General features: G+C 69.5%; 22 protein-coding genes. 21 read left to right on the top strand and 1 reads right to left on the bottom strand.

The features are described 5' to 3' along the window. The first annotated feature begins 137 nt into the window (after positions 1-137). Genes ACAM58_RS00300 through ACAM58_RS00275 form a run of 6 tightly spaced genes read left to right on the top strand, consistent with a single transcriptional unit; the run spans position 138 to position 4,907 of the window. The gene (locus tag ACAM58_RS00300) at positions 138-923 is read left to right on the top strand and encodes an ATP-binding cassette domain-containing protein (RefSeq protein ID WP_027729570.1); all 786 of its coding nucleotides are present in this window, start codon (positions 138-140) and stop codon (positions 921-923) included. A gap of 19 nt (positions 924-942) precedes the next feature. Next, positions 943-1,896 carry an aminotransferase class IV gene (locus ACAM58_RS00295; RefSeq protein WP_369663855.1) on the top strand — a complete coding sequence of 318 codons (954 nt, stop codon included), beginning with the start codon at positions 943-945 and terminating at the stop codon, positions 1,894-1,896. Between the two features lie 53 nt (positions 1,897-1,949). Beyond that, positions 1,950-2,801 (top strand): transporter substrate-binding domain-containing protein, encoded by an 852-nt coding sequence (locus tag ACAM58_RS00290; RefSeq protein WP_319440092.1) that lies wholly within the window; start codon positions 1,950-1,952, stop codon positions 2,799-2,801. A gap of 33 nt (positions 2,802-2,834) precedes the next feature. Next, positions 2,835-3,515: an amino acid ABC transporter permease gene (locus ACAM58_RS00285; RefSeq protein WP_369663854.1), complete on the top strand. Its 681-nt coding sequence runs from the start codon at positions 2,835-2,837 to the stop codon at positions 3,513-3,515. Positions 3,516-3,517: 2 nt separating this feature from the next. Further along, positions 3,518-4,186, top strand: a complete 669-nt coding sequence (locus tag ACAM58_RS00280; RefSeq protein WP_369663853.1) for an amino acid ABC transporter permease — start codon at positions 3,518-3,520, stop codon at positions 4,184-4,186. Between the two features lie 37 nt (positions 4,187-4,223). Further along, positions 4,224-4,907: a GntR family transcriptional regulator gene (locus ACAM58_RS00275; RefSeq protein WP_369663852.1), complete on the top strand. Its 684-nt coding sequence runs from the start codon at positions 4,224-4,226 to the stop codon at positions 4,905-4,907. A gap of 19 nt (positions 4,908-4,926) precedes the next feature. On the opposite strand, the gene ACAM58_RS00270 is transcribed toward ACAM58_RS00275, so the two are convergent. After that, positions 4,927-5,850 carry a LysR family transcriptional regulator gene (locus ACAM58_RS00270; RefSeq protein ID WP_369663851.1) on the bottom strand — a complete coding sequence of 308 codons (924 nt, stop codon included), beginning with the start codon at positions 5,848-5,850 and terminating at the stop codon, positions 4,927-4,929. An 85-nt stretch (positions 5,851-5,935) separates the two neighbouring features. On the opposite strand from ACAM58_RS00270, the gene ACAM58_RS00265 reads away from it, so the two are divergent. The 15 genes from ACAM58_RS00265 (at position 5,936) to ACAM58_RS00195 (ending at position 22,295) form a co-directional block, all read left to right on the top strand. Next, complete coding sequence (locus tag ACAM58_RS00265; protein ID WP_369663850.1) at positions 5,936-6,325, top strand: DoxX family protein; 390 nt, start codon at positions 5,936-5,938, stop codon at positions 6,323-6,325. A 36-nt stretch (positions 6,326-6,361) separates the two neighbouring features. Further along, complete coding sequence (locus ACAM58_RS00260) at positions 6,362-7,222, top strand: pirin family protein (RefSeq protein ID WP_369663849.1); 861 nt, start codon at positions 6,362-6,364, stop codon at positions 7,220-7,222. A 313-nt stretch (positions 7,223-7,535) separates the two neighbouring features. Next, the gene (locus ACAM58_RS00255) at positions 7,536-8,327 is read left to right on the top strand and encodes a class II aldolase/adducin family protein (RefSeq protein ID WP_369663848.1); all 792 of its coding nucleotides are present in this window, start codon (positions 7,536-7,538) and stop codon (positions 8,325-8,327) included. A 94-nt stretch (positions 8,328-8,421) separates the two neighbouring features. Continuing rightward, positions 8,422-9,990: an ABC transporter substrate-binding protein gene (locus ACAM58_RS00250; protein ID WP_369663847.1), complete on the top strand. Its 1,569-nt coding sequence runs from the start codon at positions 8,422-8,424 to the stop codon at positions 9,988-9,990. A 40-nt stretch (positions 9,991-10,030) separates the two neighbouring features. Further along, on the top strand, positions 10,031-11,002 hold the full coding sequence (locus ACAM58_RS00245; RefSeq protein WP_018903463.1) for an ABC transporter permease: 972 nt from the start codon (positions 10,031-10,033) through the stop codon (positions 11,000-11,002). Then, positions 10,999-11,850 (top strand): ABC transporter permease, encoded by an 852-nt coding sequence (locus ACAM58_RS00240; RefSeq protein ID WP_015867972.1) that lies wholly within the window; start codon positions 10,999-11,001, stop codon positions 11,848-11,850. Before ACAM58_RS00245 ends, ACAM58_RS00240 begins: the two co-directional genes overlap by 4 nt. Further along, the gene (locus tag ACAM58_RS00235) at positions 11,847-13,505 is read left to right on the top strand and encodes an ABC transporter ATP-binding protein (protein WP_369663846.1); all 1,659 of its coding nucleotides are present in this window, start codon (positions 11,847-11,849) and stop codon (positions 13,503-13,505) included. Before ACAM58_RS00240 ends, ACAM58_RS00235 begins: the two co-directional genes overlap by 4 nt. Continuing rightward, the gene (locus tag ACAM58_RS00230) at positions 13,505-14,461 is read left to right on the top strand and encodes a 2-hydroxyacid dehydrogenase (protein WP_369663845.1); all 957 of its coding nucleotides are present in this window, start codon (positions 13,505-13,507) and stop codon (positions 14,459-14,461) included. The genes ACAM58_RS00235 and ACAM58_RS00230 overlap by 1 nt, the downstream gene beginning before the upstream one ends. Positions 14,462-14,491: 30 nt before the next feature. Further along, positions 14,492-15,862, top strand: coding sequence for an aminotransferase (locus tag ACAM58_RS00225; RefSeq protein WP_369663844.1), 1,371 nt, complete (start codon positions 14,492-14,494; stop codon positions 15,860-15,862). 49 nt (positions 15,863-15,911) lie between these two features. Continuing rightward, entirely contained in the window at positions 15,912-16,838 is a 927-nt protein-coding gene (locus tag ACAM58_RS00220; protein WP_369663843.1) for a DMT family transporter, read from the top strand. After that, positions 16,825-17,613, top strand: coding sequence for a GntR family transcriptional regulator (locus ACAM58_RS00215; protein WP_062363924.1), 789 nt, complete (start codon positions 16,825-16,827; stop codon positions 17,611-17,613). The genes ACAM58_RS00220 and ACAM58_RS00215 overlap by 14 nt, the downstream gene beginning before the upstream one ends. A gap of 18 nt (positions 17,614-17,631) precedes the next feature. Further along, on the top strand, positions 17,632-18,660 hold the full coding sequence (locus ACAM58_RS00210) for a histone deacetylase family protein (protein WP_369663842.1): 1,029 nt from the start codon (positions 17,632-17,634) through the stop codon (positions 18,658-18,660). Next, entirely contained in the window at positions 18,657-19,712 is a 1,056-nt protein-coding gene (locus ACAM58_RS00205) for a phosphotransferase (RefSeq protein WP_369663841.1), read from the top strand. The genes ACAM58_RS00210 and ACAM58_RS00205 overlap by 4 nt, the downstream gene beginning before the upstream one ends. A gap of 9 nt (positions 19,713-19,721) precedes the next feature. After that, positions 19,722-21,005: an aspartate aminotransferase family protein gene (locus tag ACAM58_RS00200; RefSeq protein ID WP_369663840.1), complete on the top strand. Its 1,284-nt coding sequence runs from the start codon at positions 19,722-19,724 to the stop codon at positions 21,003-21,005. 84 nt (positions 21,006-21,089) lie between these two features. Next, positions 21,090-22,295, top strand: a complete 1,206-nt coding sequence (locus tag ACAM58_RS00195) for a M20 aminoacylase family protein (RefSeq protein ID WP_369663839.1) — start codon at positions 21,090-21,092, stop codon at positions 22,293-22,295. Positions 22,296-22,333: the final 38 nt, after the last annotated feature.

Below are 22,333 nucleotides of genomic sequence, written 5' to 3'. Positions count from 1 at the left end.
GGGGGCGATTCTCCCGCAGGGGCGAAGCGGCCGCGCGCGGCTGGCGAGCGCCCCCGTGGGGAAGCATGGCATGGACTTTGCATGGATAGTACAACCCCCGATTGTCGATTGTTCGACAATCCATACCATTGCACGCCATGACAGCCGCCCCGCCGCCCGTTCTCCGCATCCAGGCCCTGCACAAGCGCTACGGCAGCCACCACGTGCTGCGCGGCATCGACCTCGACGTGCTGCCCGGCGACCGCATCGCCATCATCGGTTCGAGCGGTTCTGGCAAAAGCACGCTGCTGCGCTGCCTCAACTTCATGGAAGTGCCTTCCGCCGGGCAGGTGGTCCTCAAGGGACGCGCCGTGGGCCGGCCCGTGCCGGGGTCCGACACGCTGCGCTATGGGGAGGCCGAGCTCAGCGAAGTGCGCAAGCAGGTCGGCATGGTGTTCCAGCAGTTCAACCTGTTCCCGCACATGACGGTGCTGCAGAACGTCATGGAGGGGCTGGTGACCGTCAAGCGCCTGCCTGCGGCAGAGGCCCGCGAGCGCGCGCTGGCCGAAATCGCCAAGGTGGGCCTGGCGGAAAAGGCCGCCGCCTACCCGGGCCACCTGTCCGGCGGCCAGCAGCAGCGCGTCGCCATCGCCCGCGCGCTGGCCATGGAGCCCGAGGTGCTGCTGTTCGACGAGCCCACGTCCTCGCTCGATCCCGAACTGGTCGGCGAGGTGCTCGGCACCATCCGCGCGCTGGCCGACGAAGGCCGGACCATGCTGCTCGTGACGCACGAGCTCGGCTTTGCCTATCACTTCGCGAGCAAGGTGGTGTTCCTCGCCGACGGGCTGCTGCACGAGAGCGGCACGCCCGACGAGGTGCTCAAGCATCCGAAGCAGGAGCGCACGCAGCGCTTCATCGAGCGCTTCACCGCCTTCCACTTCTGATCCCAGGACCCTCATTCATATGCACGCCGACAGCGCCCCCTCGAAGACCAGTTCCCAGGCCTACGCCCCCGATGCACGCAACGACGCAGTGCTCGTCTACGTGAACGGGCAGTTCGTGCCGCGTCACCAGGCGGTGGTGTCGGTGTTCGATGCCGGCTACGTGTGCGGCGACGGCGTGTGGGAGGGCGTGCGCCTGGTCGACGGCCGCATCATCTCGTTCGACGCCCACATCGACCGCATGTACGAGGGCGCGAAGTCGATCGCGCTGGACATCGGCATGACCCGGGCGCAGATGAAGCAGGTGGTGGTCGACACCTTCCTGCGCAACGGCATGCGCGACGGCGCGCACGCCCGGCTCATGGTCACGCGCGGCGTCAAGAAAACGCCCAACCAGGACCCGCGCTTCATCATCGGCGGCGCCACCGTGGTGTGCGTGGCCGAGCACAAGGTGGTCACGCCGGAGGCCAAGCGCAACGGCCTGAAGCTCTTCACCTCGACCTTGCGCTGCAGCGGGCCGGACGTGTTCGACCTGCGGCTCAATTCGCACAGCCGCCTCAACCTGATCCAGGCCCTGATCCAGGCCATCCAGGCCGGCGCGGACGAGGCGCTGATGCTCGACCCCCACGGCTTCGTCTCGAGCTGCAATTCCACCAACTTCTTCGCGGTGCGGGGCGGCGCGCTGTGGACCTCGTCGGGGCGCTACTGCTTCAACGGCATCACGCGCGCCACGGTGGTGCGGCTCGCGCGCGGGGCGGGCATCCCGGTGCACGAAGGCGACTTCACGCTGGCCGAGGTCTACGCGGCCGACGAGGCCTTCGTCACCGGCACGCTGGCCGGCCTCACGCCGGTGTCGTCGGTCGACGGCCGCGCGCTGGCGCCGCTCGGCCCGCTCACGCAGCGGCTCGACGCGCTCTACCGCACCTACATCGCGAGCGCGAACGAGGCCCACGGCGCGCTGCCCGCAGCCGCCTGAACACCGCCGCACCGCCTGCTCCCTTCAACTCCAGTCCACGGAAAGCCCATCCCATGAACGCCACCACTCCCTTCCGGCGCCTGCGCCGTGCCGTCGCCCTGGCGCTCGCCGCCTCCCTGTCGCTCGGCAGCCTTGCCGCCGGCGCGCAGACCAACACGCTGCAGAAGATCAAGCAGAGCGGCGAGCTGCGCATCGGCGTCGCGCCCGGCGATCCGTGGTACTTCCGCGATCCCGCCTCGGGCACCTGGACCGGGCTCGGCGTGCTGCTCGGCGAACAGGTCGCCAAGGAGATGGGCGTGAAGATGACGCCGGTCGAGACCACCTGGGGCAACAGCGTGGCGGCGCTGCAGGCCGGGCAGATCGATGCCATGTTCGTGCTCGATGCCACCGAGGAGCGCAAGAAGGCGATCGACTTTCCGGCCAGCCCGCTGCTCTGGTATGCGCAGGGCGTGCTCGCGAAGGACGGCCTCGTCGCCAAGAACTGGGCCGACCTCGACAAGCCCGAAGTGCGCATCGGCGTGGCGCTCGGCACGGCCACCGACCGCGACCTGACCACCCGCCTGCCGAAGGCGAAGATCGAGCGCTTCACCAACACCGACGAGACCGTGGCGGCCTTCATGTCGGGCCGCGTCGACGCGATCGGCTTCTACCATCCGGCCCTGGTCATCGCGTACTCGAAGATCCGCAAGGGCAAGGTGCAGGTGCCACAGCCGGTCGTCGCGCTGCCGACCAGCGTGGGCATCCGGCGCGAGGCCGATGCGGGCTTTCGCAACCAGCTCGACGGCCTGATCGGCAAGCTCTACGCCTCGGGCCAGACGCAGGCGCTGTACGGCCAGTACCTCAAGACCAAGGGCATCGACCCGGCCACCGTGCCGGGCGTGATGAAAGAGACGCTCGGCCAGTAGGCCGGGCCGCATCGAACCGGCGGGCGGGCGCACATGAACTACGAATGGGACTTCAGCGGCGTCTGGGCGCACCGCGACATGCTCCTGGCGGGCTTCGTCGGCACGATGAAGATCGCCGCCGTTGCCATCGCGCTGGGCGTAGTGTTCGGCGTCGTGCTCGCGGCCCTTCGGCTGTCGGGCAGGGCGTGGCTCGCCAGGCCCGCGCTGTGGATCATCGAGTTCTATCGCAACACGCCGCCGCTGGTGCATTTCTTCTGGGCCTTCTACGCATTGCCGGTGCTCATCGGCGTGAGCCTGGACCCGTATGCGGCGGCGGTCATCGCGCTGTCGACGCAGTCGGGCGCGTTCTTCGCCGAGGTGTTCCGCGGCGGCCTGGTGTCGATCGAGCGCGGGCAGTGGGAAGCGGCGCGCGCCGTCGGCATGCGCTCGCACCAGGCCCTGCGCCGCGTGGTGCTGCCGCAGGCGCTCGCGCGCATGCTGCCGCCGTTCATCGAGCGTTCGTTCGAACTCATCAAGACCACCGCGCTGGCCTCCACGCTGGCCTACTCCGACCTGCTCTACCAAGCCATGCAGCTCAACTCGATCACCTTCCGGCCGCTGGAGGTGTACACGGTGGTCGCGGCCATCTTCTTCCTGGCGCTGTTCTCGCTGAGCCTCGTCGCACGCGTGGCCGAGCATCGCCTGGCCATCTCCACCCGCGCTGCAGGACACTGACGATGGACTTCACCTGGGACTTCTCGGCCGTGCTGCAGCACTGGCCCGTGCTGCTCAAGGGCGTGGGCGTCACGGCCGGCCTGTGGGCTGTCGCCTTTCCTTCGGCCATGGCGATCGGCCTGCTGATCGCGCTGGGCGCGCGCTCGAAAAGCCGCCTCGTGGGCGCCGCGACGCGCGGCTACATGGAGCTGTTCCGAAACATCCCGATCCTGATCCAGCTGGTGTGGTTCTTCTACGCGTTTCCGATCCTCACGGGCTGGCAGCTCACGCCATATGCGGCGGCGCTGCTCGCGCTCTCGCTCAACGCATCGGCCTACTGCTCGGAGATCTTCCGCGGCGGCATCGCCTCGCTGCCGGCGGGCCAGTGGGAGGGCGCGCGCGCCCTGGGCATGCGGCGCGTGCAGGTGCTGCGCCGCGTGGTGCTGCCGCAGGTGCTCAAGCGCATGCTGCCGGCCTTCACCAACCGCGGCATCGAGCTGGCGAAGAACACGTCCATCGCGTCCGTCATCGCGGTGCACGAGCTCATGTACCAGGGCCGCGCGCTGAGCGCCGCCTACTACCGGCCGCTGGAAATCCTGACGGCCGTGGCCGTGGTGTACTTCGTGCTCATCTACCCTGGCGCCTATGCCGCAAGCCGCCTCGAAAAGCGCCTGGCCCTGCGCAGCCATTGACGCCCTCCGCCCACGCCCCGACACCCGACCCGCCGCGATGAAGACCCTCCCCGATTTCGCACCCGCTCCCTCGGCCACGCGGCGCGACTACGTGGCGCAGACCCTGCGCGACGCCATCCTCACCGGCAAGATCGCGCCCGGCACGCAGCTGGTCGAGAGCCACTTCGCCACCCAGTTCGGCGTCAGCCGCGGCCTGCTGCGCGAGGCGATCCGCGAGCTCATCGAGACCGGCCTGCTCGTGAACAAGCCCTACGCCGGCACCTACGTGACCGACATCAGCGAACAAACCATGAGCGACGTGTACGAGGTGCGCCGCATCATGGAAAGGCAGGCGTTCATCCGCCTGTGGCCGCAGCGCGACGAAGCCTTTCGCGCCGAGATGACCGCGCGCTACGAGGCATTGGCCGAAGCCGCCTCCAGCAGCGAGCTGCATCGCGAGAGCGCGGCGGAGGCCCACTTCCACGGCCTGGTCTACGAGCGCTGCGGCAATCAGCTGCTGCTCGATGTCTGGCGCCAGATGACGCAGAAGATCCAGCTCGGCTTTGCGGTGTGCCGCCTGACGCACGCGCCCAAGCCCGACTTCGCGGAGAACCACCACCTGTTCCTCGAGCTGGCCATCGGCAACGACCTCAACGCGATGCTCGAGGAGCTCGATGCGCACTTGCTGCGCGGCCTGTCGACCATTCGGCACGCGCTGCGCAACACGGCCCCGCGCGGCTGAGCATGGGTCATGAAACCCGTTATTCGGTGCGCAGCATCTCCGGCAGCGCCTCCACCGCGCTGAGCTTCTCCATCACCATTCCGATGAACGCCGACACCGCCAGCGGCAGGTGCTTGCGGCTTGGGTAGAGCACGCTCAGCCCCTGCCCCGTGCGCTGGTACTGCGGCAGCACCGGCACCAGCCGGCCGGCCTCCAGGTCGAGCCGGGCCATGGTGGGCGGCAGCAGCGCGATGCCCAGGCCGGCGAGCGCGGCCTTGCGCAGCGCCTGCGCGGTGTTGCCGCTGAAGCGGCCCCCAACCTGCACTTCTTCTTCCGCGCCGCCGGGGCCGGCCAGGCGCCAGAGGGCGCGGCCGCTCGGATGGGGCGAGGTCACGCAGTCGTGGTCCGCCAGGTCCTGCAGGGTGGCGGGCGCGCCGCGCGCGGCAATGTAGGCGGGGCTCGCGACCATGCCGTCGGTCCGGGCGCCCAGGAGCTTGCGGCCGACGTAGCCGGAGTCGGGCAGTGCGCCGCCGCGGAATGCGATGTCGATCTGCTCGGCGATCAGGTCGGCCCGGGCGTCGCTCAGAACGAAGTCGACGCGCACCAGCGGGTGCGCGGCCAGGAAGCCGGCCACCCACTCCATCGGGAAGAAATCGAAGAAATCGGCCGTCGCCGCCACGCGCACCAGGCCGCTGGGCTGCTGGCTGCCGGTGATCAGCGCCTGCCCGGCCTCGACCAGCCCGTCGACCGCGCCCGCGCAGCGCTCGTGGAACGCCCGGCCCGCGCTGGTCAGCGTGAGCCTGCGGGTGGAGCGCTGCATGAGCCGCGTGCCCAGCTGCGCCTCGAGCTGCTGGATGCGCCGGCTCACGGTGTTGGGCGGCAGGCCCAGCCGACGCGCCGCCGCGGCAAAGCTGCCGTGGCGCACCACCTGCACGAACATGGCGATGTCGTTGAGGTCGAGCATGGCGGGGATTCCTTCTACTGATGGACGAGTGCAATCCGATTCTGCCGTCTAGTCGATCAATGGGTGCCGCCCTAACCTTGTGCCCATGACTTCCACATCTCCCGCTTCCACTTCCTCCACAACCCAGCGCCGCATCGTCTGGGGCGTCCGCATTCTTCTGGCGCTGGCCTTCGGTGCCGCCGGCCTCGCCAAGCTGGCCGGCGTGCCGCAGATGGTCCAGGTGTTCGAGGCGGTCGGCTTCGGCCAGTGGTTCCGCTACCTGACGGGCGTGGTCGAGGTCGGCGGCGCGGTGCTGCTGCTGGTGCCGGCGACCGGCTTCATCGGCGGCCTGCTGCTGGCCGCGACCATGGCCGGCGCCGTGGCCACGCACCTCGTGCTGATCGGCGGCAGCCCCGCGCCGGCCATGGTGCTCCTGCTGCTGTCAGCCTTCGTGGCCTGGCGCCTGCGGCCCGTACCGGCGGCCAGCGCCGCCTGATCTTTCTTTCTTCTTCCATCGGTTAAGGAGCCTCCCATGACCACCGCCGTTGCCACTGCCATCACCACCGAAGCCCGCGCCATCGTCTACCGCACGCGCGGCTCCCAGCACGGGCCGATCACGCGGCTCATGAGCCCGGGCGACCTGGGCGAATTCCTCAAGCCCTTCGTGTTCCTCGACCTTTTCGGCTTCGACACCTCGGGCGGCCGCAAGGGCTTCGGCATGCACCCGCATTCGGGCATTGCCACGCTGACCTGGCTGATCGACGGCGACACGCTGTACGAAGACACGACCGGCGAGCAGGGCGTGCTGCCGGCCGGCGGTGTCGAGTGGATGCGCGCCGGCAACGGCGTGTGGCACGACGGCGCGCCCGCGCCGGGCACGAAGCGCGTGCAGGGCTTCCAGCTCTGGGTGGCCCTGCCGGCCTCGGAAGAAAACGCGCCGGCGCAGAGCATCTACCTGTCGCCCTCGCAGGTGCCGCGGGAAGGCCCGGCGCGCGTGCTGCTCGGGCGCCACGGCGCGGCGCAAAGCCCCATTCCGGCCCCGGCGCCGATCAACTACCTGGCCGTGCAGCTGAAGGACGGCGAGCACTGGCGCTACACGCCGCCGGCCGGCCACACGGTGGGCTGGATCGCGGTCGACGCGGGCCGGCTCGATGCGGGCGGCGGCGAACCGGTCGCCGCCGGCGAGCTGGCGGTGTTCGAGGAATCGGGCGCGGCCATCGGCTTCGTGGCCCAAGGCGACACCTCCTTCGTGCTGGGCTCGGCCGCGAAGCATCCGCATGAACTGGTGATGGGGCACTACTCGGTGCACACCAGCAAGGCCGCGCTCGAGCAGGGCGAGGCCGAAATCCGCCGCATCGGTGCGCGGCTGCGAGAGGAAGGCCGGCTGCGCTGAAGAGGGCACTTTCCCGCTGCACCCTGGTGCATCCGGCGCCTTCATGGCGCAGCCAAGCCGGCTCAAAGGCACCATCCGCCCCATCCGCCGCGCGCACTTTCCCCAGTGCGCGCGGCGTTTTTCCTGGCGCTCGCCCTTTGCCGGCGCGCCTTTGCGCGCCTCCAGCCGCCTCACCAAGGGCTTACCCCATCACGCAGGCCTGCATATTGCTTAAGACTGTCGTCGGTTGACTGTCGACAGTTTGCGCAGTCGATCCGATGAACCCCGAACATGGCGCCGGCGGCCTCCCGCCGGGCCTAAAAAGGAACGCGACATGCAATTGCAGGCAGTGGGCCGCCAGGCCCCATCCGTTTCCGATGCCGAGCGCCAAGTGCGCGAAGACCTGGCCGCCGCCTACCGGCTGGTGGCGCACTACGGCATGGACGACAGCATCTACACGCACATCTCCGCACGCGTGCCGGGCACCGAGGACCAGTTCCTGATCAACCCCTTCGGCATGCTGTTCAAGGACATCACGGCCTCGTCGCTGGTGAAGATCGACCTGGAGGGGCGCATCCTCGACGACTCGCCCTGGGACGTGAACCCGGCCGGCTTCACCATCCACAGCGCGGTGCATTCGGCGCGCCACGACGCGGCCTGCGTGCTGCACACGCACACGGTGGCGGGCGTAGCGGTGTCGTCGCTGGCGGGCGGGCTGCAGCCCTGCAACCAGTGGGCGCTGCAGTTCTACAACCGCGTGGTCTATCACGACTTCGAGGGCATCGCGCTGGACGCCGATGAGCGCGAGCGCCTGGTGGCCGACCTGGGCCCGACGGCGCGTGCGCTGATCCTGCGCAACCACGGCCTGGTCACGCTCGGGCGCACGGTGCCCGAGGCCTTCATCCTGATGCTCAACCTGGAGCGCGCCTGCCGCGTGCAGGTGGCGATCCAGTCGAGCGGCCTGCCGGTGCATCCGGTGCCGGCCGAGGTCTGCGAAAAGACCGCGCAGCAGTACGAAAGCGGCGACAGCGTGCGCCAGCCGGGCCAGCCCGACCCCAACGCGCGCGAGTGGCGCGCACTGCTGCAGCGCATCGATCCGCTTCCCGCCACCTCGTACCGCGACTGAGCGCGGCGGTGCCGCCATTGCCGGCGCCCGCGTTCTTTCGTTCCCGTTTCTTCGTCCCCACCCGCTCGCACAGAGCCACAAGGAGTTTCCGCACATGAAACGTCGCAACCTCATCCAGATGGGCGCCGCCTCGGCCGCCGGATTGACGCTGGCGGGTGTCCCGCTGCACCTGCTGGCGCAGGGCAAGAAGGGCGGCGTGATCAACGCCGTGGTGCAGCCCGAGCCGCCGGGCCTGATGCTGGGCATCACGCAGAACGGCCCCACGCAGATGATCGCGGGCAACATCTACGAGGGCCTGCTGCGCTACGACGAGAAGATCAACCCGCTGCCCTCGCTGGCCACCTCTTGGACCGTCAACAAGGAAGGCACGCTCTACACCTTCAAGCTCAAGCCCGGCGTCACCTGGCACGACGGCAAGCCCTTCACCTCGGCCGACGTGGTGTTCTCGGCCGACGTGTTCCTGCGCAAGACGCATGCGCGGCTGCGCGCCAACCTGGCGGCGGTGGAAAGCATCAAGGCCATCGATCCGCTCACGGTCGAGTTCAAGCTCAAGTACCCCTTTGGCCCCTTCATCGGCATCTTCGAGGTCGGCAGCATGCCGATGATCCCCAAGCACATCTACGAAGGCACCGAGTTCGCGGCCAACCCGGCCAATGCCACGCCCATCGGCACCGGGCCGTTCAAGTTCAAGGAATGGGTCAAGGGCTCGTACATCCAGCTCGTGGCCAACGACAAGTACCACGTCAAGGACGTGCCGCTGGTCGAGAGCGTGTACTTCCACATCATTCCCGATGCCGCCTCGCGCGCGGCGGCCTTCGAGTCGGGCAAGGTCGACCTGGTGCCGGGCGGCGCGGTCGAGTACTTCGACGTGCTGCGGCTTTCCAAGCTGCCGGGCGCGGCGGTCACCACCAAGGGCTGGGAGTTCTTCGCGCCGCATTCGTGGCTGTGGCTCAACAACCGCAAGGCGCCGATGGACAAGCTCAAGTTCCGCCAGGCCGTGATGTACGCGATCGACCGCGAAGCCATGGCCAAGATCGCCTGGCAGGGCTTCGCCAAGCCGGCGACCGGGCCGTTCAACAGCAACATCAAGTTCCACAGCACCGACGTCGCCAAGTACCCGCGCAACGTGGCCACCGCCAAGAAGCTGCTCGAGGAAGCCGGCTACAAGGGCGAGACGCTGCGCCTGCTGCCGCTGCCCTACGGCGAGACCTGGGCGCGCTCGGCCGAGATCCTGCGCCAGAACCTCGCGCAGGCCGGCATCAAGGTCGAGCTGGTGGCCACCGACGTGGCCGGCTGGAACCAGAAGCTCAACGAGTGGGACTACGACCTCGCCTTCACCTACGTCTACCAGTACGGCGACCCGGCGCTGGGCGTGGCGCGCAACTACACCACCGGCAACATCGCCAAGGGCTCGCCGTTCAACAACGTCGAGGGCTATTCGAACCCGAAGGTCGACGAGCTGTTCGACGCCGGCGCCAAGGAGAGCGATCCCGAGAAGCGCAAGGCCATCTACCTGCAGGTGCAGAAGATCCTGCTCGACGAAGTGCCCGTCGCCTGGCTGCACGAGCTCAACTTTCCGACGCTGTACCGCACCAAGCTGAACAACATCATCAGCTCGGGCATCGGCCTGAACGACAGCCTGGGCACCGCGACGCTCGCATGACGGCCAGCCCGCAGCACATGCAACGCAACAGGAGCCGCCGATGAAACGTACGCAGTTCATGCTGGGCCGCGTGATGCAGGGCCTGCTGGCGATCCTGCTGATCGCCACGGTCAACTTCATGCTGGTGCGCGCGGCGCCGGGCGATCCGGTGTCGGTGCTGGCGGGCGAGGCGGGCGCGTCCGATCCGCAGTTCGTGGCGCAGCTGCGCGCGCAGTTCGGGCTCGACCAGCCGATCACGACGCAGCTCGCCACCTACGTCGGCAAGGTGGTGCGGCTCGACCTGGGCTTCTCGTACCGGCAGCAGCAGCCGGTGCTGAAGCTCATCATGGACCGGTTGCCCGCCACGCTGCTGCTCACGGGCACGGCGTTTGCGCTGTCGCTGCTGTTCGGCATCACGCTCGGTGCGCTGGCCGCGCGGCGCGCCGGCAGCTGGGTCGACAGCTCGATCACGGTGGTGGCGCTCATCTTCTATGCCACGCCGCTCTACTGGCTCGCGCTGATGGCGGTGCTGGTGTTCACGGTGCAGCTCGACTGGCTGCCGGGCTTCGGCTTCAGCACCGTGGGCTCCGGCGCCACCGGCCTGGCGCTGGCCTGGGACATCGCGGGCCACCTGGTGCTGCCGGCGCTGACGCTCGCGCTCTTCTACATGGCGGTGTATGCGCGCATGACGCGCGCCGCCATGCTCGAGGTGGCGCAGATGGACTTCGTGAAGACCGCGCGCGCCAAGGGCGTGAAGCCCGGCCGCATTTTGCGGGCGCACGTGCTGCGCAACGCGCTGCTGCCGGTGGTCACGCTCGCGGGCATCCAGGCCGGCGGAATGATCGGCGGCGCGGTGCTGACCGAGACCGTGTTCGCCTGGCCCGGCATCGGCCGCCTGATGTTCGACGCGCTGCTGCAGCGCGACTACAACCTGCTGCTCGGCGCCTTCCTCGTGACCGCGGCCATGGCCGTGCTGTTCAACCTCATCACCGACCTCGTCTACACGCTGGTCGATCCCCGGATCGAGCTATGACCCTGCTGCAAAGTCCATTCTGGCGGCGCTTCTGCCGCAACAAGGGCGCCGTGCTCGGCATGGCCGTGCTGGTGCTGGTGGCGGTCGTCGCCCTCATCGGCCCGTGGGTTGCGACCAACGATCCGTGGAACATGGTCGAGCAGCCCTTCCTGCGGCCGTGGACGGAGCCCGGCTTTGCGCTCGGCACCGACACGCTGGGCCGCGACATCCTCTCGGGCGTGATCTACGGCGCGCGCATCTCGCTGTTGATCGGACTGGTGTCGACCGTGGTCGCGCTGCTGATCGGCGTGACGCTCGGCGCCATTGCCGGCTACTTCGGCGGCTGGATCGACGCGGCGCTGATGCGCTTCACCGAGCTGTTCCAGGCGGTGCCGAGCTTCGCGCTGGCGATCGTGCTGGTGGCGATCTTTCAGCCTTCGGTGAATTCGATCGTGGTGGCGATTGCCATCGTCTCCTGGCCGCCGGTGGCGCGGCTGGTGCGCAGCGAATTCCTCACGCTGCGCCAGCGCGACTTCGTGCAGGCCGCGCTGCTCGCGGGCCAGTCGACACCGCGCATCATCCTGACGCAGATATTGCCCAACGCCATGTCGCCCATCATCGTGATGGCCTCGCTCATGACGGCCACGGCCATCCTGCTGGAGTCGAGCCTGAGCTTCCTTGGCCTGGGCGACCCGAACCAGATGAGCTGGGGCTACATGGTGGGTGCGGCGCGCACCGTGCTGCGCCAGGCCTGGTGGATGGCGCTGTTCCCGGGCCTGGCCATCGTGCTGACGGTGCTTGCGCTCAACCTGGTGGGCGAAGGCCTGAGCGACGGGCTCAACACGCGGCTCGACGGGAGGGGCAAATGAGCGCCACCGTCACGCCCATGAAGCCGGTGCAGCCGGTGCTCGATGTCGTCAACCTGGGCATCCGCCTGCCCAAGGGCGCGGACCGCGCGCTGGCCGTCGACGGCGCCACGCTGTCGGTGCTGCCGGGCCAGACGCTGTGCGTGGTCGGCGAATCGGGCTCGGGCAAGTCGATGATCGCCAATGCCGTGATGGGCCTGCTGCCGCGCCCGCATGTGGAGCCCGTGGCCGGGCAGATCCTGTTCGAGGGCCGCGACCTGCTGCAGCTCAGCGAGCCGCAGATGCGCGAGCTGCGCGGACGGCGCATCGGCATGGTGTTCCAGGAGCCGATGACGGCGCTGAACCCCGTGATGCGTATCGGCGAGCAGATCGGCGAAGTCTTCGATGCGCACGGCAGCGTGCCCGCGGCCGAGAAGCGGCGGCGCATCCTGGCCGCGCTGGCCGACGTGGGCCTGCCCGATCCGGAGCTGCTGATCGACGCCTATCCGTTCCGCCTCTCGGGCGGCCAGCGCCAGCGCGTGATGATCGCCTGCGCGCTGGTGCTCGAGCCCGTGCTGCTGATTGCCGACGAGCCGACCACCGCGCTCGACGTGACCACGCAGGCACAGATCCTCGCGCTGATCCGCGAGCTGCAGCAGCGCCGCGGCACGGCGGTGTTGTTCATCACGCACGACTTCGGCGTGGTTTCGGAAATTGCCGACCACGTGGTCGTGATGCAGACCGGCCAGGTGGTCGAGGCCGGGCCGGTGCGCCAGGTGCTCGATGCGCCGCAGCACCCCTACACGCGCAAGCTGATCGCCGCCATTCCCACCGGCACTGCCGAGCGCGACACGCCAAGCGGCGAGGTGGTGCGCGTGCTGCAGGTGCAGGACCTGTGCAAGACCTACAGCTCGGGCAACGGCCTCTTCAAGCGCGGCCGCTCGGTGCAGGCCGCAAAGAACGTCAGCTTCGAACTGCGCCGCGGCGAAACGCTGGGGCTGGTCGGCGAATCGGGCTCGGGCAAGTCGAGCGTGGGCCGCTGCCTGGTGGGGCTCTCGCCGTTCGACAGCGGCCGCATCCTCTTCAAGGGCCGCAGCCTGTCGCAGGGGCCGGCCTTCCGGCGCGAGGCCGCGGGCAAGATCCAGATGGTGTTCCAGGACCCGTACGCATCGCTCAACCCGCGCCACCGCGTGGGCGCGGCCATCGCAGGCGGGCCCATTGCGCAGGGCGTGGGCAAGGCCGAAGCCATGGCGCGCGCGATGGAGCTGCTGAAGCTCGTGGGCCTGGGCGCCGATGCGGCCGAGCGCTATCCGCATGAGTTCTCGGGCGGGCAGCGCCAGCGCATCGGCATTGCGCGTGCGCTGGCCATGCAGCCCGAACTGCTGGTGGCCGACGAGCCGGTGTCGGCGCTCGACGTCTCGGTGCAGGCGCAGGTGCTCGAGCTCTTCGCGCAGGTGCGCGAGCAGTTCCAGCTCGCCATGGTCTTCATCACGCACGACCTGCGCGTGGCGGGCCAGATGTGCGACCACATCGCGGTGATGCAGCGCGGCGAGGTCGTCGAATACGGCGAGACGCACAAGGTGCTCGGCGATCCGAAGCACGCCTACACGCGCAAGCTGATCGAGGCGGTGCCGCGGCTGGTGTCCGCCGCGTCGCCGGCCGAGGCGCTGGTCGCGTGATGGCGGCGAAGGACGACGTGCCCTGCGTGGCGATCCTGAGCGCGGTGCTGGAGATGGAATACCTTGCCGCAGCCTTCCGCGAGGCCCATCCGGGCATCGACCTGCGCCTGGGCGAAGAGCTCGGCGCGCTCGACGAGATCGACGCAGCCGTCTGCTGGTTCCCGCCGCACGGCCTGCTCGCCCGGATGCCGAAGCTGCGGCTCGTGCAGTCGCTGGCCGCGGGCATCGAGCACATCACCGCCGATGCTGAACTGCCGCGCCACCTGCCGCTGTGCCGCATCGTCGACACCGGCATGGCAGCCGGCATGAAGGCCTATGTCTCTTGGGCCGTGGTGCAGCAGCACCGCGGCATGCGCGCCTACGTTGCGAGTTCCGCGGCCCGCCGATGGGAGGAGCAGCCGATCGTGTCGCCGCGCCAGCACCGCGTGGGCATTGCGGGCCTGGGCACGCTGGGCATGGCCTGCGCCGAGGCGCTGGCCGCCATCGGCTACCCGGTTCGCGGCTGGAGCCGCAGCAAGAAAGAGGCACTGCCGGCCGGCGTCGAGGGCTTCCACGGCGCCGCGCAGCTCGATGAATTCCTTGCGGGCTGCGACACGCTGGTGTGCCTGCTGCCGCTCACCGCCGAGACGCACGGCTTTCTCGATGCCGCGCTGTTCGCCAGGCTGCCGCGCGGCGCGCACCTGATCAACGTCGGCCGCGGCGACCACCTGGTCGAGGCCGACCTGCAGCCGGCGCTCGACGCGGGCCAGCTCTCGGCGGCCACGCTCGACGCCTTCTCGCAGGAGCCGCTGCCGCCGGACCATCCGTTCTGGGGCGACCCGCGCATCCTCGTCACGCCGCACATCGCCACGCGCACCGACAGCCTCGTGATCGCGCGCCAGACGCTCGACAACCTCGCGTCGGTGCGGCAAGGCCGCCGACCCGCCAACCAGGTCGACTTGGCGCGCGGCTATTGATCGAACTCCCTACACAACGGAACCGCCTTCATGAACGCCAGCACGCACGCAGAGAACGCCGCCAACGACATCGCCGCGCATCTGCACCCCTTCACCAACCTTGCGACGCATCCGCAGCTCGGCCCGCTGGTGATCCAGCGCGGCGACGGCATCTTCGTGGAGGACGACCAGGGCCGCCGCTATCTCGAGGCGATGTCGGGCTTGTGGTGCGCCTCGCTGGGCTTCAGCAACGCACGCCTGGCCAAGGCCGGCAGCGAGGCGCTGCACGGGCTGCCGTACTACCACACCTTCAACGGCCGCTCGAACCCGGCCGCGATCGCGCTGGCCGAAAAGCTGCTCGCGCTGGCGCCGGTGCCGATGTCCAAGGTGTTCTTCGCCAACTCCGGTTCGGAGGCCAACGACTCCGCGGTCAAGCTGGTCTGGTACTACCACAACGCCATCGGCAAGCCTGAAAAGAAAAAGATCATCGCGCGCCGCAACGCGTACCACGGCGTCACCGTCGCGGCCGCGAGCCTGAGCGGCCTCGCGCCGAACCACCGCGACTTCGACTTGCCGATCGACCGCATCCTGCACGTCGACTGCCCGCACCATTTCCGCTACGCCGAAGCCGGCGAGAGCGAGCAAGACTTCGCGACGCGGCTGGCCGCTGCGCTCGAGCAGCGCATCCTCGACGAAGGCCCCGAGACGGTCGGCGCCTTCATCGCCGAGCCCGTGATGGGCGCGGGCGGCGTGCTGGTGCCGCCAGCCACCTACTTCGACAAGGTCCAGAAGGTGCTGGCCAGGTACGAGGTGCTGCTGATCGCCGACGAGGTGATCTGCGGCTTCGGCCGCACCGGCCAGATGTTCGGCTCCACCACCTTCGGCTTGAAGCCCGACATCCTGACCGCGGCCAAGGCGCTCTCGTCGGGCTATGTGCCGATCTCGGCCGTGATGGTCAACGAGAAAGTGCATGCGGCCGTGGCCGCCAACAGCGGCAAGATCGGCACCTTCGGCCACGGCTTCACCTACTCGGGCCATCCGGTGGCCTGCGCCATCGCGCTGGAGACGCTCAAGGTCTACGAAGACGAGAGCATCCTCGCGCACGTGCAGTCGCTGGTGCCGCAATTCCAGAAAGGGCTGCAGAGTTACGCCGGGCGCAGGTACGTCGGCGAGGTGCGCGGCGTGGGGCTCATCGGCGCGATCGAGCTGTATGCCGACCCCGCCAGGCGCACGCCCTTCGATCCCGCGCAGAAGGCCGGCGCACGCCTCGCCGAACTCGCGCTGGCGCAGGGCCTCATCGTGCGCGCCATGGGCGACTCCATCGCCTTCTGCCCGCCGCTCATCATCACGGCCGAACAGGTCGACGACATGTTCGCGCGCTTCGCCCGCGCGATGGCGATCTTCGAAGAAAGCTTCGCGTGAAGGCCTTCTGCACGGACGAGAGTTTCCCGCGGGGCTTTCAGGCCGCGCGATGAGCACCGCCGCCACGGCTCTCGCACTGCGTCCGGCGGACTCCAGGCGCGCCGGCGTGGCGCTGTTCTTCTGCGCGCTGGTGGCCTTTGCCTCCTACGACGCCTTCTGCAAGTACATGCTGCAGTTCTACCCGGCGCCCTTCGTCAACGTGATGCGCTATGTCGCGGTGAGCGGCATTGCCTTGGCGATGCTGCTGCGCCATGGCGACCTGCGCATGTGGCGCACGCAGCAGAAGCCCCTGCTGCTGCTGCGCGGGCTGATGCTCGCGACGGTGGCCACCTGCTTCATGACGGCGCTCATCTGGATGCCGCTGGCCGAGGCCACGGCCATCTACTTCACCGCGCCGCTGCTGATGGTGGCGCTGTCGCCGTGGCTCCTGGGCGAGCAGGTGCGGCGCAGCCGCTGGGTGGCGGTGACGGTCGGCTTCGGCGGCATGCTGCTGATCGTGCGGCCGGGCGCCGACCTGCCGCTGCTCGGCACGGTGCTGATGGCGGTGGCCGCCGTCTGCTACGCGATCTTCCAGCTGCTCACGCGGCGGCTCGCGGGCCTGGTCGCGGGGCCGGTGCAGTACGCCTGGACCGCGCTGGCCTGCTTCGTCGTCACGCTGCTGCCCGCGCCCTTCTTCCTGCCCGCCCACCCGCCGCCCTGGGGCGACGTGGCGCTGCTGCTCGCGGGCGGCGCCTGCAGCGCGGCGGCGCAGTGGCTGCTGCTGGCCGCGTTCGAACGCGTCGAGGCCTCGACGCTGGCGCCGCTCAACTACTTCCAGCTGCTGCTGGCCGTGGCCTTCAGCACCTTCTGGTTCCGCCGGCCGCCCGACGCGATCGCGATGGCCGGCATCGCGCTGATCATGGCGGCGGGCATCTACCTGGCGCGCGCGGGGCGGGGCCTGAAGACCGCACCGGCCGCGCCAGATGCCATCCGGTGAAGAATCGCCCCTGGCGCATACCAATGACGAGACAAGCAACATGGCAATTTCCACAATTTCTCCTCCTCCTCCTGCTGCCGACGCGGCTTTGTTCGAATCGGTCGAGTCGACCGACCTCGTCGGCCTGGTCGAGGCCCAGCTGACGCGCGCCATCGTCGAAGGGCGCCTGGCACCCGGCAGCCGCATCGTCGAAGCCGACATCGCACGCCGCATGGGCGTGAGCCGCGCGCCGGTGCGCGAGGCGGCGCGGCGGCTCGAGCGCCAGGGCGTGCTGGTCGCCAAGCCGCGCCACGGCTTCGCGGTGCGGACCATCAGCGTGCAGGAGATCGACGACCTGTTCGAAGTGCGCCTGAGCCTGGAGCTGACTTCGATCGAGCTGGCCTGCCGCAAGGCCGACGACGCCGGCATCGCGCGCGTGCAGGCGCTGGTCGAGGCCATGGTGCGCGAGGCCAACACGCAGCCGCAGCACCACCGCATCGCCAACGACCTGGCGCTGCACACGCTGATCTGCGAGCTGTCGGGCAACGCGCACCTGCACCGCATCTTCATGAACACGCAGACCGAGATGCAGATGATCATCGCGCTGATCGACGCGGTCTACCACGACCCCACCGCCATGGCCGAGACCCACCGCCCCATCGTCGATGCCCTGGTGCGCCGCGACCCCGAGGCCGCCAAGGCCGCGATGCGCGTGCACCTGGAAGACGCCTGGCAGCACGTGCGCGCGCTGTTCGTGAAGCAGCACGGCGCCGCGCCCCTTCCCGCCAATGCCTGAGACCGGAGAAACACACCGATGAAAGTCGTCTACAGCGACACCCACAAGGACCACGACCCGCAGCTCTTCATGGTGCGCGGCAAGCTCAAGCGCAGCAACGAGCAGCCCGAGCGCGCCTTCCGCCTGCTCGAGGCGGTGCAGCGGGAGGGCCACGAGATCGTTGCCCCGCGCGACTTCGGCGCCGGCCCGCGCGCCGCCATCCACACGCCCGAGTACCTGCGCTTCCTCGAGACCGCCTACGCGCGCTGGCAGCTGCTGGACGATCCGTCCGAAGAGGTGATGCCCAACATCCATCCGTTCCCGGGCCAGCCCTGCACCTACCCCGACAGCATGGTCGGCCAGGCCGGCTTCCACATGGGCGACAACGCCTGCTCGATCGGCGCGCGCACCTGGGAGGCCGCCGTCGCCTCGGCCAACATGGCAACGCATGCGGCGCAGCTCGTTCGGGGTGGCGAGCGCGTGGCCTATGCGCTGTGCCGCCCGCCCGGCCACCACGCGTATGCCGACCGCGCCAACGGCTTCTGCTACCTCAACAACGTGGCGATTGCCGCGCAATATCTGCGCGGCGTGCACGACCGCGTGGCCATCCTCGACATCGACGTGCACCACGGCAACGGCACGCAGGGCATCTTCTACCGCCGCGCCGACGTGCTGACCATCTCGCTGCACGGCGATCCGCGCAACTTCACGCCCTTCTTCATCGGCCACGCGCACGAGCGCGGCGAAGGCGAAGGCCTGGGCTACAACATCAACAAGCCGCTCGCGCTCGGCACCGACATCGACGGCTACCTGCCCGCGCTGCGCGATGCCTGCGACAGCATCCGCGCCTACGCGCCCGGCGCGCTGGTGGTGGCGCTGGGCCTCGACGCACACGAGCGCGATCCCTACAAGGGCATGAAGATCCAGACCGCCGGCTTCGCCGTGCTGCTGGCCGAGATCGCGCGCCTGGGACTGCCCACGGTGCTGGTGCAGGAAGGCGGCTATCTGTCCGATGACCTGGGGCCCAACATCGCGAGCGCGCTGCGCGGTTTCGAGAGCGCGGCATGACGATTGCAGAGTTCGCCGACACGCAGGTGCTCAGCGAAGCCTCGCCCGCGCTCGACGGCGCCTGGGTGCGCGAACTCGCGCGCGAGCATTACGGCATCGAAGGCGAGATGAAGCCGCTGACCGGCGAGCGCGACCGCAACTACCGGCTCGAGCGCGCCGCCGACGGCGCCCGCTTCATGCTGAAGATATCGCACCCGGCCGAGACCGCGCTCGTCGCCGACTTCCAGACCCAGGCCCTGCTGCATCTCGCGGCCGCCGAGCCGGGCCTGCCGGTGCAGCGCATCGTGCCGACGCAGGGCGGCGCCGCCTCTTTCGTCTGCGATCCGGGCGACGGCCTGCCGCGCGTGGTGCGCCTCTTCAGCTACCTGCCCGGCCTGCCGCTGCCCGAGGCGCCGCGCACGCCGACGCAGCAGCAGAACCTTGCACGCATGCTGGCCCGGCTCGACGTGGCGCTCGCGGGCTTCGATCATCCGGCCGGCGAGCTGCCGCTGCCCTGGGACCTGCAGCGCGCCGACAGCGTGCGCGGCCTGCTCGCGCACATTGCCGAGCCGGAGCGCCGCGCGCTGGCCGCCGCCGCGCTCGACCGCTTCGAGCGCGACGCCAAGCCGGTGCTGCGCACGCTGCCCGCACAGCCGATCCACAACGACTTCAACATCTACAACCTGCTGGTCGACCCGGCCGACACCGACCGCATCGCCGCCATCCTCGACTTCGGCGACATGGTGCGCGCGCCGTGCATCAACGACCTGGCCGTGGCCGCCGCCTACCAGGCCGGCACCGGCGACGATCCGCTCGCGGCCATCGTGCCGCTGGTGGCCGCCTACCACGCGGTGCGTCCGCTGTCGCCGGCCGAGGCCGGCGTGCTGTTCGACCTGATCGCCGCGCGGCTCGTGATGGTGGTGGCCATCAGCGGTTGGCGCGCCGCGCGCTATCCCGAGAACGCGCCCTACCTGCTGCGCAACAACCCGCTGTCGTGGGCGCGGCTGCAGGCCTGCGAGCGCGTCGGCAGCGCCGCGGCGACAGCAGCCTTTCGCCACGCGCTGAACCTCTGAGAGATCGCCATGACTTCCCTCGCCTCCCAGACTCAAACCCTCGTCGAGCGCCGTGCGCGCGTGCTCGGCCCGGCCTACCGCCTGTTCTACGAGACGCCGCTGCACCCGGTGCGCGGCGAAGGCGTGTGGCTGTACGACGCCGAGGGCCGGCCCCATCTCGACGCCTACAACAACGTCGCCTCGGTCGGCCATTGCCACCCGCACGTGGTCGAGGCCATCGCGCGCCAGGCCGGCGTGCTCAACACCCACACGCGCTATCTGCACGAAGGCGTGCTCGACTACGCCGAGCGGCTGCTCGCCACCCTGCCGGCCGAGCTCGCACACGCGATGTTCACCTGCACCGGCAGCGAGGCCAACGACCTTGCGATGCGCATCGCACGCTCACACACCAAAGCCGAGGGGCTGATCGTCACGCGCTTCGCGTACCACGGCGTCACCGCGTCGATCGCCGAGGCCTCGCCCTCGCTCGGCAAGTTCGTGCAGCTCGGCGATGCGGTGCGCACCGTGCCCGCGCCTGACAGCTACCGCACTGCGCCCGGCGAACTGGGCCGCGCGTTCGCGGATGGCGTGCGCGAGGCCATTGCGGACCTCAAGGCGCACGGCATGCGCCCGGCCGCGCTGATGGTCGATACCGTGTTCTCGAGCGACGGCATCTTCACCGATCCGCCGGGCTTCATGGCCGAGGCGGTGGACGCGGTGCGCGAGGCCGGCGGCCTCTTCATCGCCGACGAAGTGCAGCCCGGCCTCGGCCGCACCGGCGATGCGTTCTGGGGCTTCCAGCGCCACGGCGTGGTGCCCGACATCGTCACCATGGGCAAGCCGCTGGGCGCCGGCCACCCGCTGGCCGGCCTCGCGGTGCGGCCCGAGGCGCTGGCCGCCTTCGGACGCGAGTGCCGCTACTTCAACACCTTCGGCGGCAACCCGGTCTCGATGGCCGCGGGCATGGCGGTGCTCGACGTGATCGAGCGCGAAGAACTGATGGCCAATGCGCAGCGCGTCGGCGGTTACCTGCGTGCGCAGATCGCGAAGCTCGCCGAGCGCCACAGCCTGATCGGCGACGTGCGCGGCGCGGGCCTGTTCGTGGGCGTGGAGCTCGTCACCGACCGCCGCACCCGCACGCCCGCCACCGCGGAAACCGCGCGCATCGTCAACGGCCTGCGCGAGCGGCAGGTGCTGCTGAGCGCCACCGGCGAGCACGCCAACACGCTCAAGATCCGCCCGCCGCTGGTGTTCTCCGAAGCCCATGCCGACCTGCTGGCCGAGACGCTCGGCCAGGTGCTGGCCGGCCTCTGACCAATCGCCTCTTCGCTGCTGCGCGTGGCGCCGATCGCCGCCTTGCGCCAGAATCATTCGCCCCCACGACCCTTGCCTGCCACCATGAACATCGTCGATTCCTTTGCCGCCCACGCCTCCCGCTTCGTCGATATCCGGCGCGACATCCATGCCCATCCCGAGCTCGGCTTCGAGGAGCACCGCACTTCCGAAAAGGTGGCGGGCCTGCTCGCCGAATGGGGCATCGAGGTGCACCGCGGCATTGCCGGCACCGGCCTGGTCGGCGTGCTGCGCAAGGGCAGCGGCACACGCACCATCGGCCTGCGCGCCGACATGGATGCGCTGCCGCTGCACGAGGCCAACGAGTTCGCGCACAAGTCCACCCACGCCGGCCGCATGCATGCCTGCGGTCACGACGGCCACACCACCATGCTGCTGGCCGCCGCCTGGCACCTGTCGCATCAGGGGCCCGATGACTTCGACGGCACCGTGCATTTCATCTTCCAGCCCGCCGAGGAGATGGGCAAGGCCGGCGCGAAGAAGATGATCCAGGACGGCCTGTTCGAGCGCTTCCCGTGCGACGCGGTCTTTGCGCTGCACAACTTCCCGGTCGGCGACGTGGGCCGCTTCGCGCTCAACGAAGGCGCGCTGATGGCCTCGAGCAACACCTACAAGATCACCGTTCGCGGGCGCGGCACGCATGCCTCGATGCCGCACACCGGCATCGACCCCGTGGCCGCGGTGGTCACGCTCGCGCAGCAGCTGCAGACCATCGTGCCGCGCACCATTCCGAGCACCGAGCGCGCGCTGCTCGCGGTCACGCAGCTGCAGGGCTCGGATGCGCCCAACGTGATTCCCGACGTGGCCACGGTCGGCGGCACCATCCGCACCTTCTCCATCGAGGCCATCGACAAGATCGAGGCACGCCTGCGCGAAGTGGCCGCGGGCGTGGCCGCGGCGCACGGCTGCACGGCCGAGGTCTTCTTCAACCGCTCCTCGCCGCCGGTGGTCAACCACCCGGCCGAGGCGCGCTTTGCCACCAGCGTGATGCGCGAGGTGGTGGGCGACGGCATGGTCACCGACAACTTTCCCGCCGTGATGGGCGCCGAGGACTTCGCGCACATGCTGCTCGCGCGGCCCGGCTGCTATGCGTTCCTCGGCAATGGCGACGGCGACCACCGGCTCGACGGCCATGGGCCCGGCCCTTGCATCATCCACAACACCTCGTTCGACTTCAACGACGAGATCATTCCGATTGGCGCCAGCTACTTCGTGAAGCTGGTGCAGCGCTGGCTGCCCGCGGGCGGCTGAGATCTTTCACTGCCAACGATGATGATGATGATGAAAGC

Origin of the sequence: Variovorax sp. V116 (assembly GCF_041154435.1) — a bacterium.
GTDB lineage: Bacteria > Pseudomonadota > Gammaproteobacteria > Burkholderiales > Burkholderiaceae_C > Variovorax > Variovorax paradoxus.
This window is presented reverse-complemented; position numbering and strand designations above follow the sequence as displayed.

Excerpts from the sequence above, each read along its gene's own strand:
- ACAM58_RS00300 (WP_027729570.1), top strand. The coding sequence starts at position 138 with ATGACAGCCGCCCCGCCGCCCGTTCTCCGCATCCAGGCCCTGCACAAG.
- ACAM58_RS00295 (WP_369663855.1), top strand. The coding sequence starts at position 943 with ATGCACGCCGACAGCGCCCCCTCGAAGACCAGTTCCCAGGCCTACGCC.
- ACAM58_RS00290 (WP_319440092.1), top strand. The coding sequence starts at position 1,950 with ATGAACGCCACCACTCCCTTCCGGCGCCTGCGCCGTGCCGTCGCCCTG.
- ACAM58_RS00285 (WP_369663854.1), top strand. The coding sequence starts at position 2,835 with ATGAACTACGAATGGGACTTCAGCGGCGTCTGGGCGCACCGCGACATG.
- ACAM58_RS00280 (WP_369663853.1), top strand. The coding sequence starts at position 3,518 with ATGGACTTCACCTGGGACTTCTCGGCCGTGCTGCAGCACTGGCCCGTG.
- ACAM58_RS00275 (WP_369663852.1), top strand. The coding sequence starts at position 4,224 with ATGAAGACCCTCCCCGATTTCGCACCCGCTCCCTCGGCCACGCGGCGC.
- ACAM58_RS00270 (WP_369663851.1), bottom strand. The coding sequence starts at position 5,850 with ATGCTCGACCTCAACGACATCGCCATGTTCGTGCAGGTGGTGCGCCAC.
- ACAM58_RS00265 (WP_369663850.1), top strand. The coding sequence starts at position 5,936 with ATGACTTCCACATCTCCCGCTTCCACTTCCTCCACAACCCAGCGCCGC.
- ACAM58_RS00260 (WP_369663849.1), top strand. The coding sequence starts at position 6,362 with ATGACCACCGCCGTTGCCACTGCCATCACCACCGAAGCCCGCGCCATC.
- ACAM58_RS00255 (WP_369663848.1), top strand. The coding sequence starts at position 7,536 with ATGCAATTGCAGGCAGTGGGCCGCCAGGCCCCATCCGTTTCCGATGCC.
- ACAM58_RS00250 (WP_369663847.1), top strand. The coding sequence starts at position 8,422 with ATGAAACGTCGCAACCTCATCCAGATGGGCGCCGCCTCGGCCGCCGGA.
- ACAM58_RS00245 (WP_018903463.1), top strand. The coding sequence starts at position 10,031 with ATGAAACGTACGCAGTTCATGCTGGGCCGCGTGATGCAGGGCCTGCTG.
- ACAM58_RS00240 (WP_015867972.1), top strand. The coding sequence starts at position 10,999 with ATGACCCTGCTGCAAAGTCCATTCTGGCGGCGCTTCTGCCGCAACAAG.
- ACAM58_RS00235 (WP_369663846.1), top strand. The coding sequence starts at position 11,847 with ATGAGCGCCACCGTCACGCCCATGAAGCCGGTGCAGCCGGTGCTCGAT.
- ACAM58_RS00230 (WP_369663845.1), top strand. The coding sequence starts at position 13,505 with ATGGCGGCGAAGGACGACGTGCCCTGCGTGGCGATCCTGAGCGCGGTG.
- ACAM58_RS00225 (WP_369663844.1), top strand. The coding sequence starts at position 14,492 with ATGAACGCCAGCACGCACGCAGAGAACGCCGCCAACGACATCGCCGCG.
- ACAM58_RS00220 (WP_369663843.1), top strand. The coding sequence starts at position 15,912 with ATGAGCACCGCCGCCACGGCTCTCGCACTGCGTCCGGCGGACTCCAGG.
- ACAM58_RS00215 (WP_062363924.1), top strand. The coding sequence starts at position 16,825 with ATGCCATCCGGTGAAGAATCGCCCCTGGCGCATACCAATGACGAGACA.
- ACAM58_RS00210 (WP_369663842.1), top strand. The coding sequence starts at position 17,632 with ATGAAAGTCGTCTACAGCGACACCCACAAGGACCACGACCCGCAGCTC.
- ACAM58_RS00205 (WP_369663841.1), top strand. The coding sequence starts at position 18,657 with ATGACGATTGCAGAGTTCGCCGACACGCAGGTGCTCAGCGAAGCCTCG.
- ACAM58_RS00200 (WP_369663840.1), top strand. The coding sequence starts at position 19,722 with ATGACTTCCCTCGCCTCCCAGACTCAAACCCTCGTCGAGCGCCGTGCG.
- ACAM58_RS00195 (WP_369663839.1), top strand. The coding sequence starts at position 21,090 with ATGAACATCGTCGATTCCTTTGCCGCCCACGCCTCCCGCTTCGTCGAT.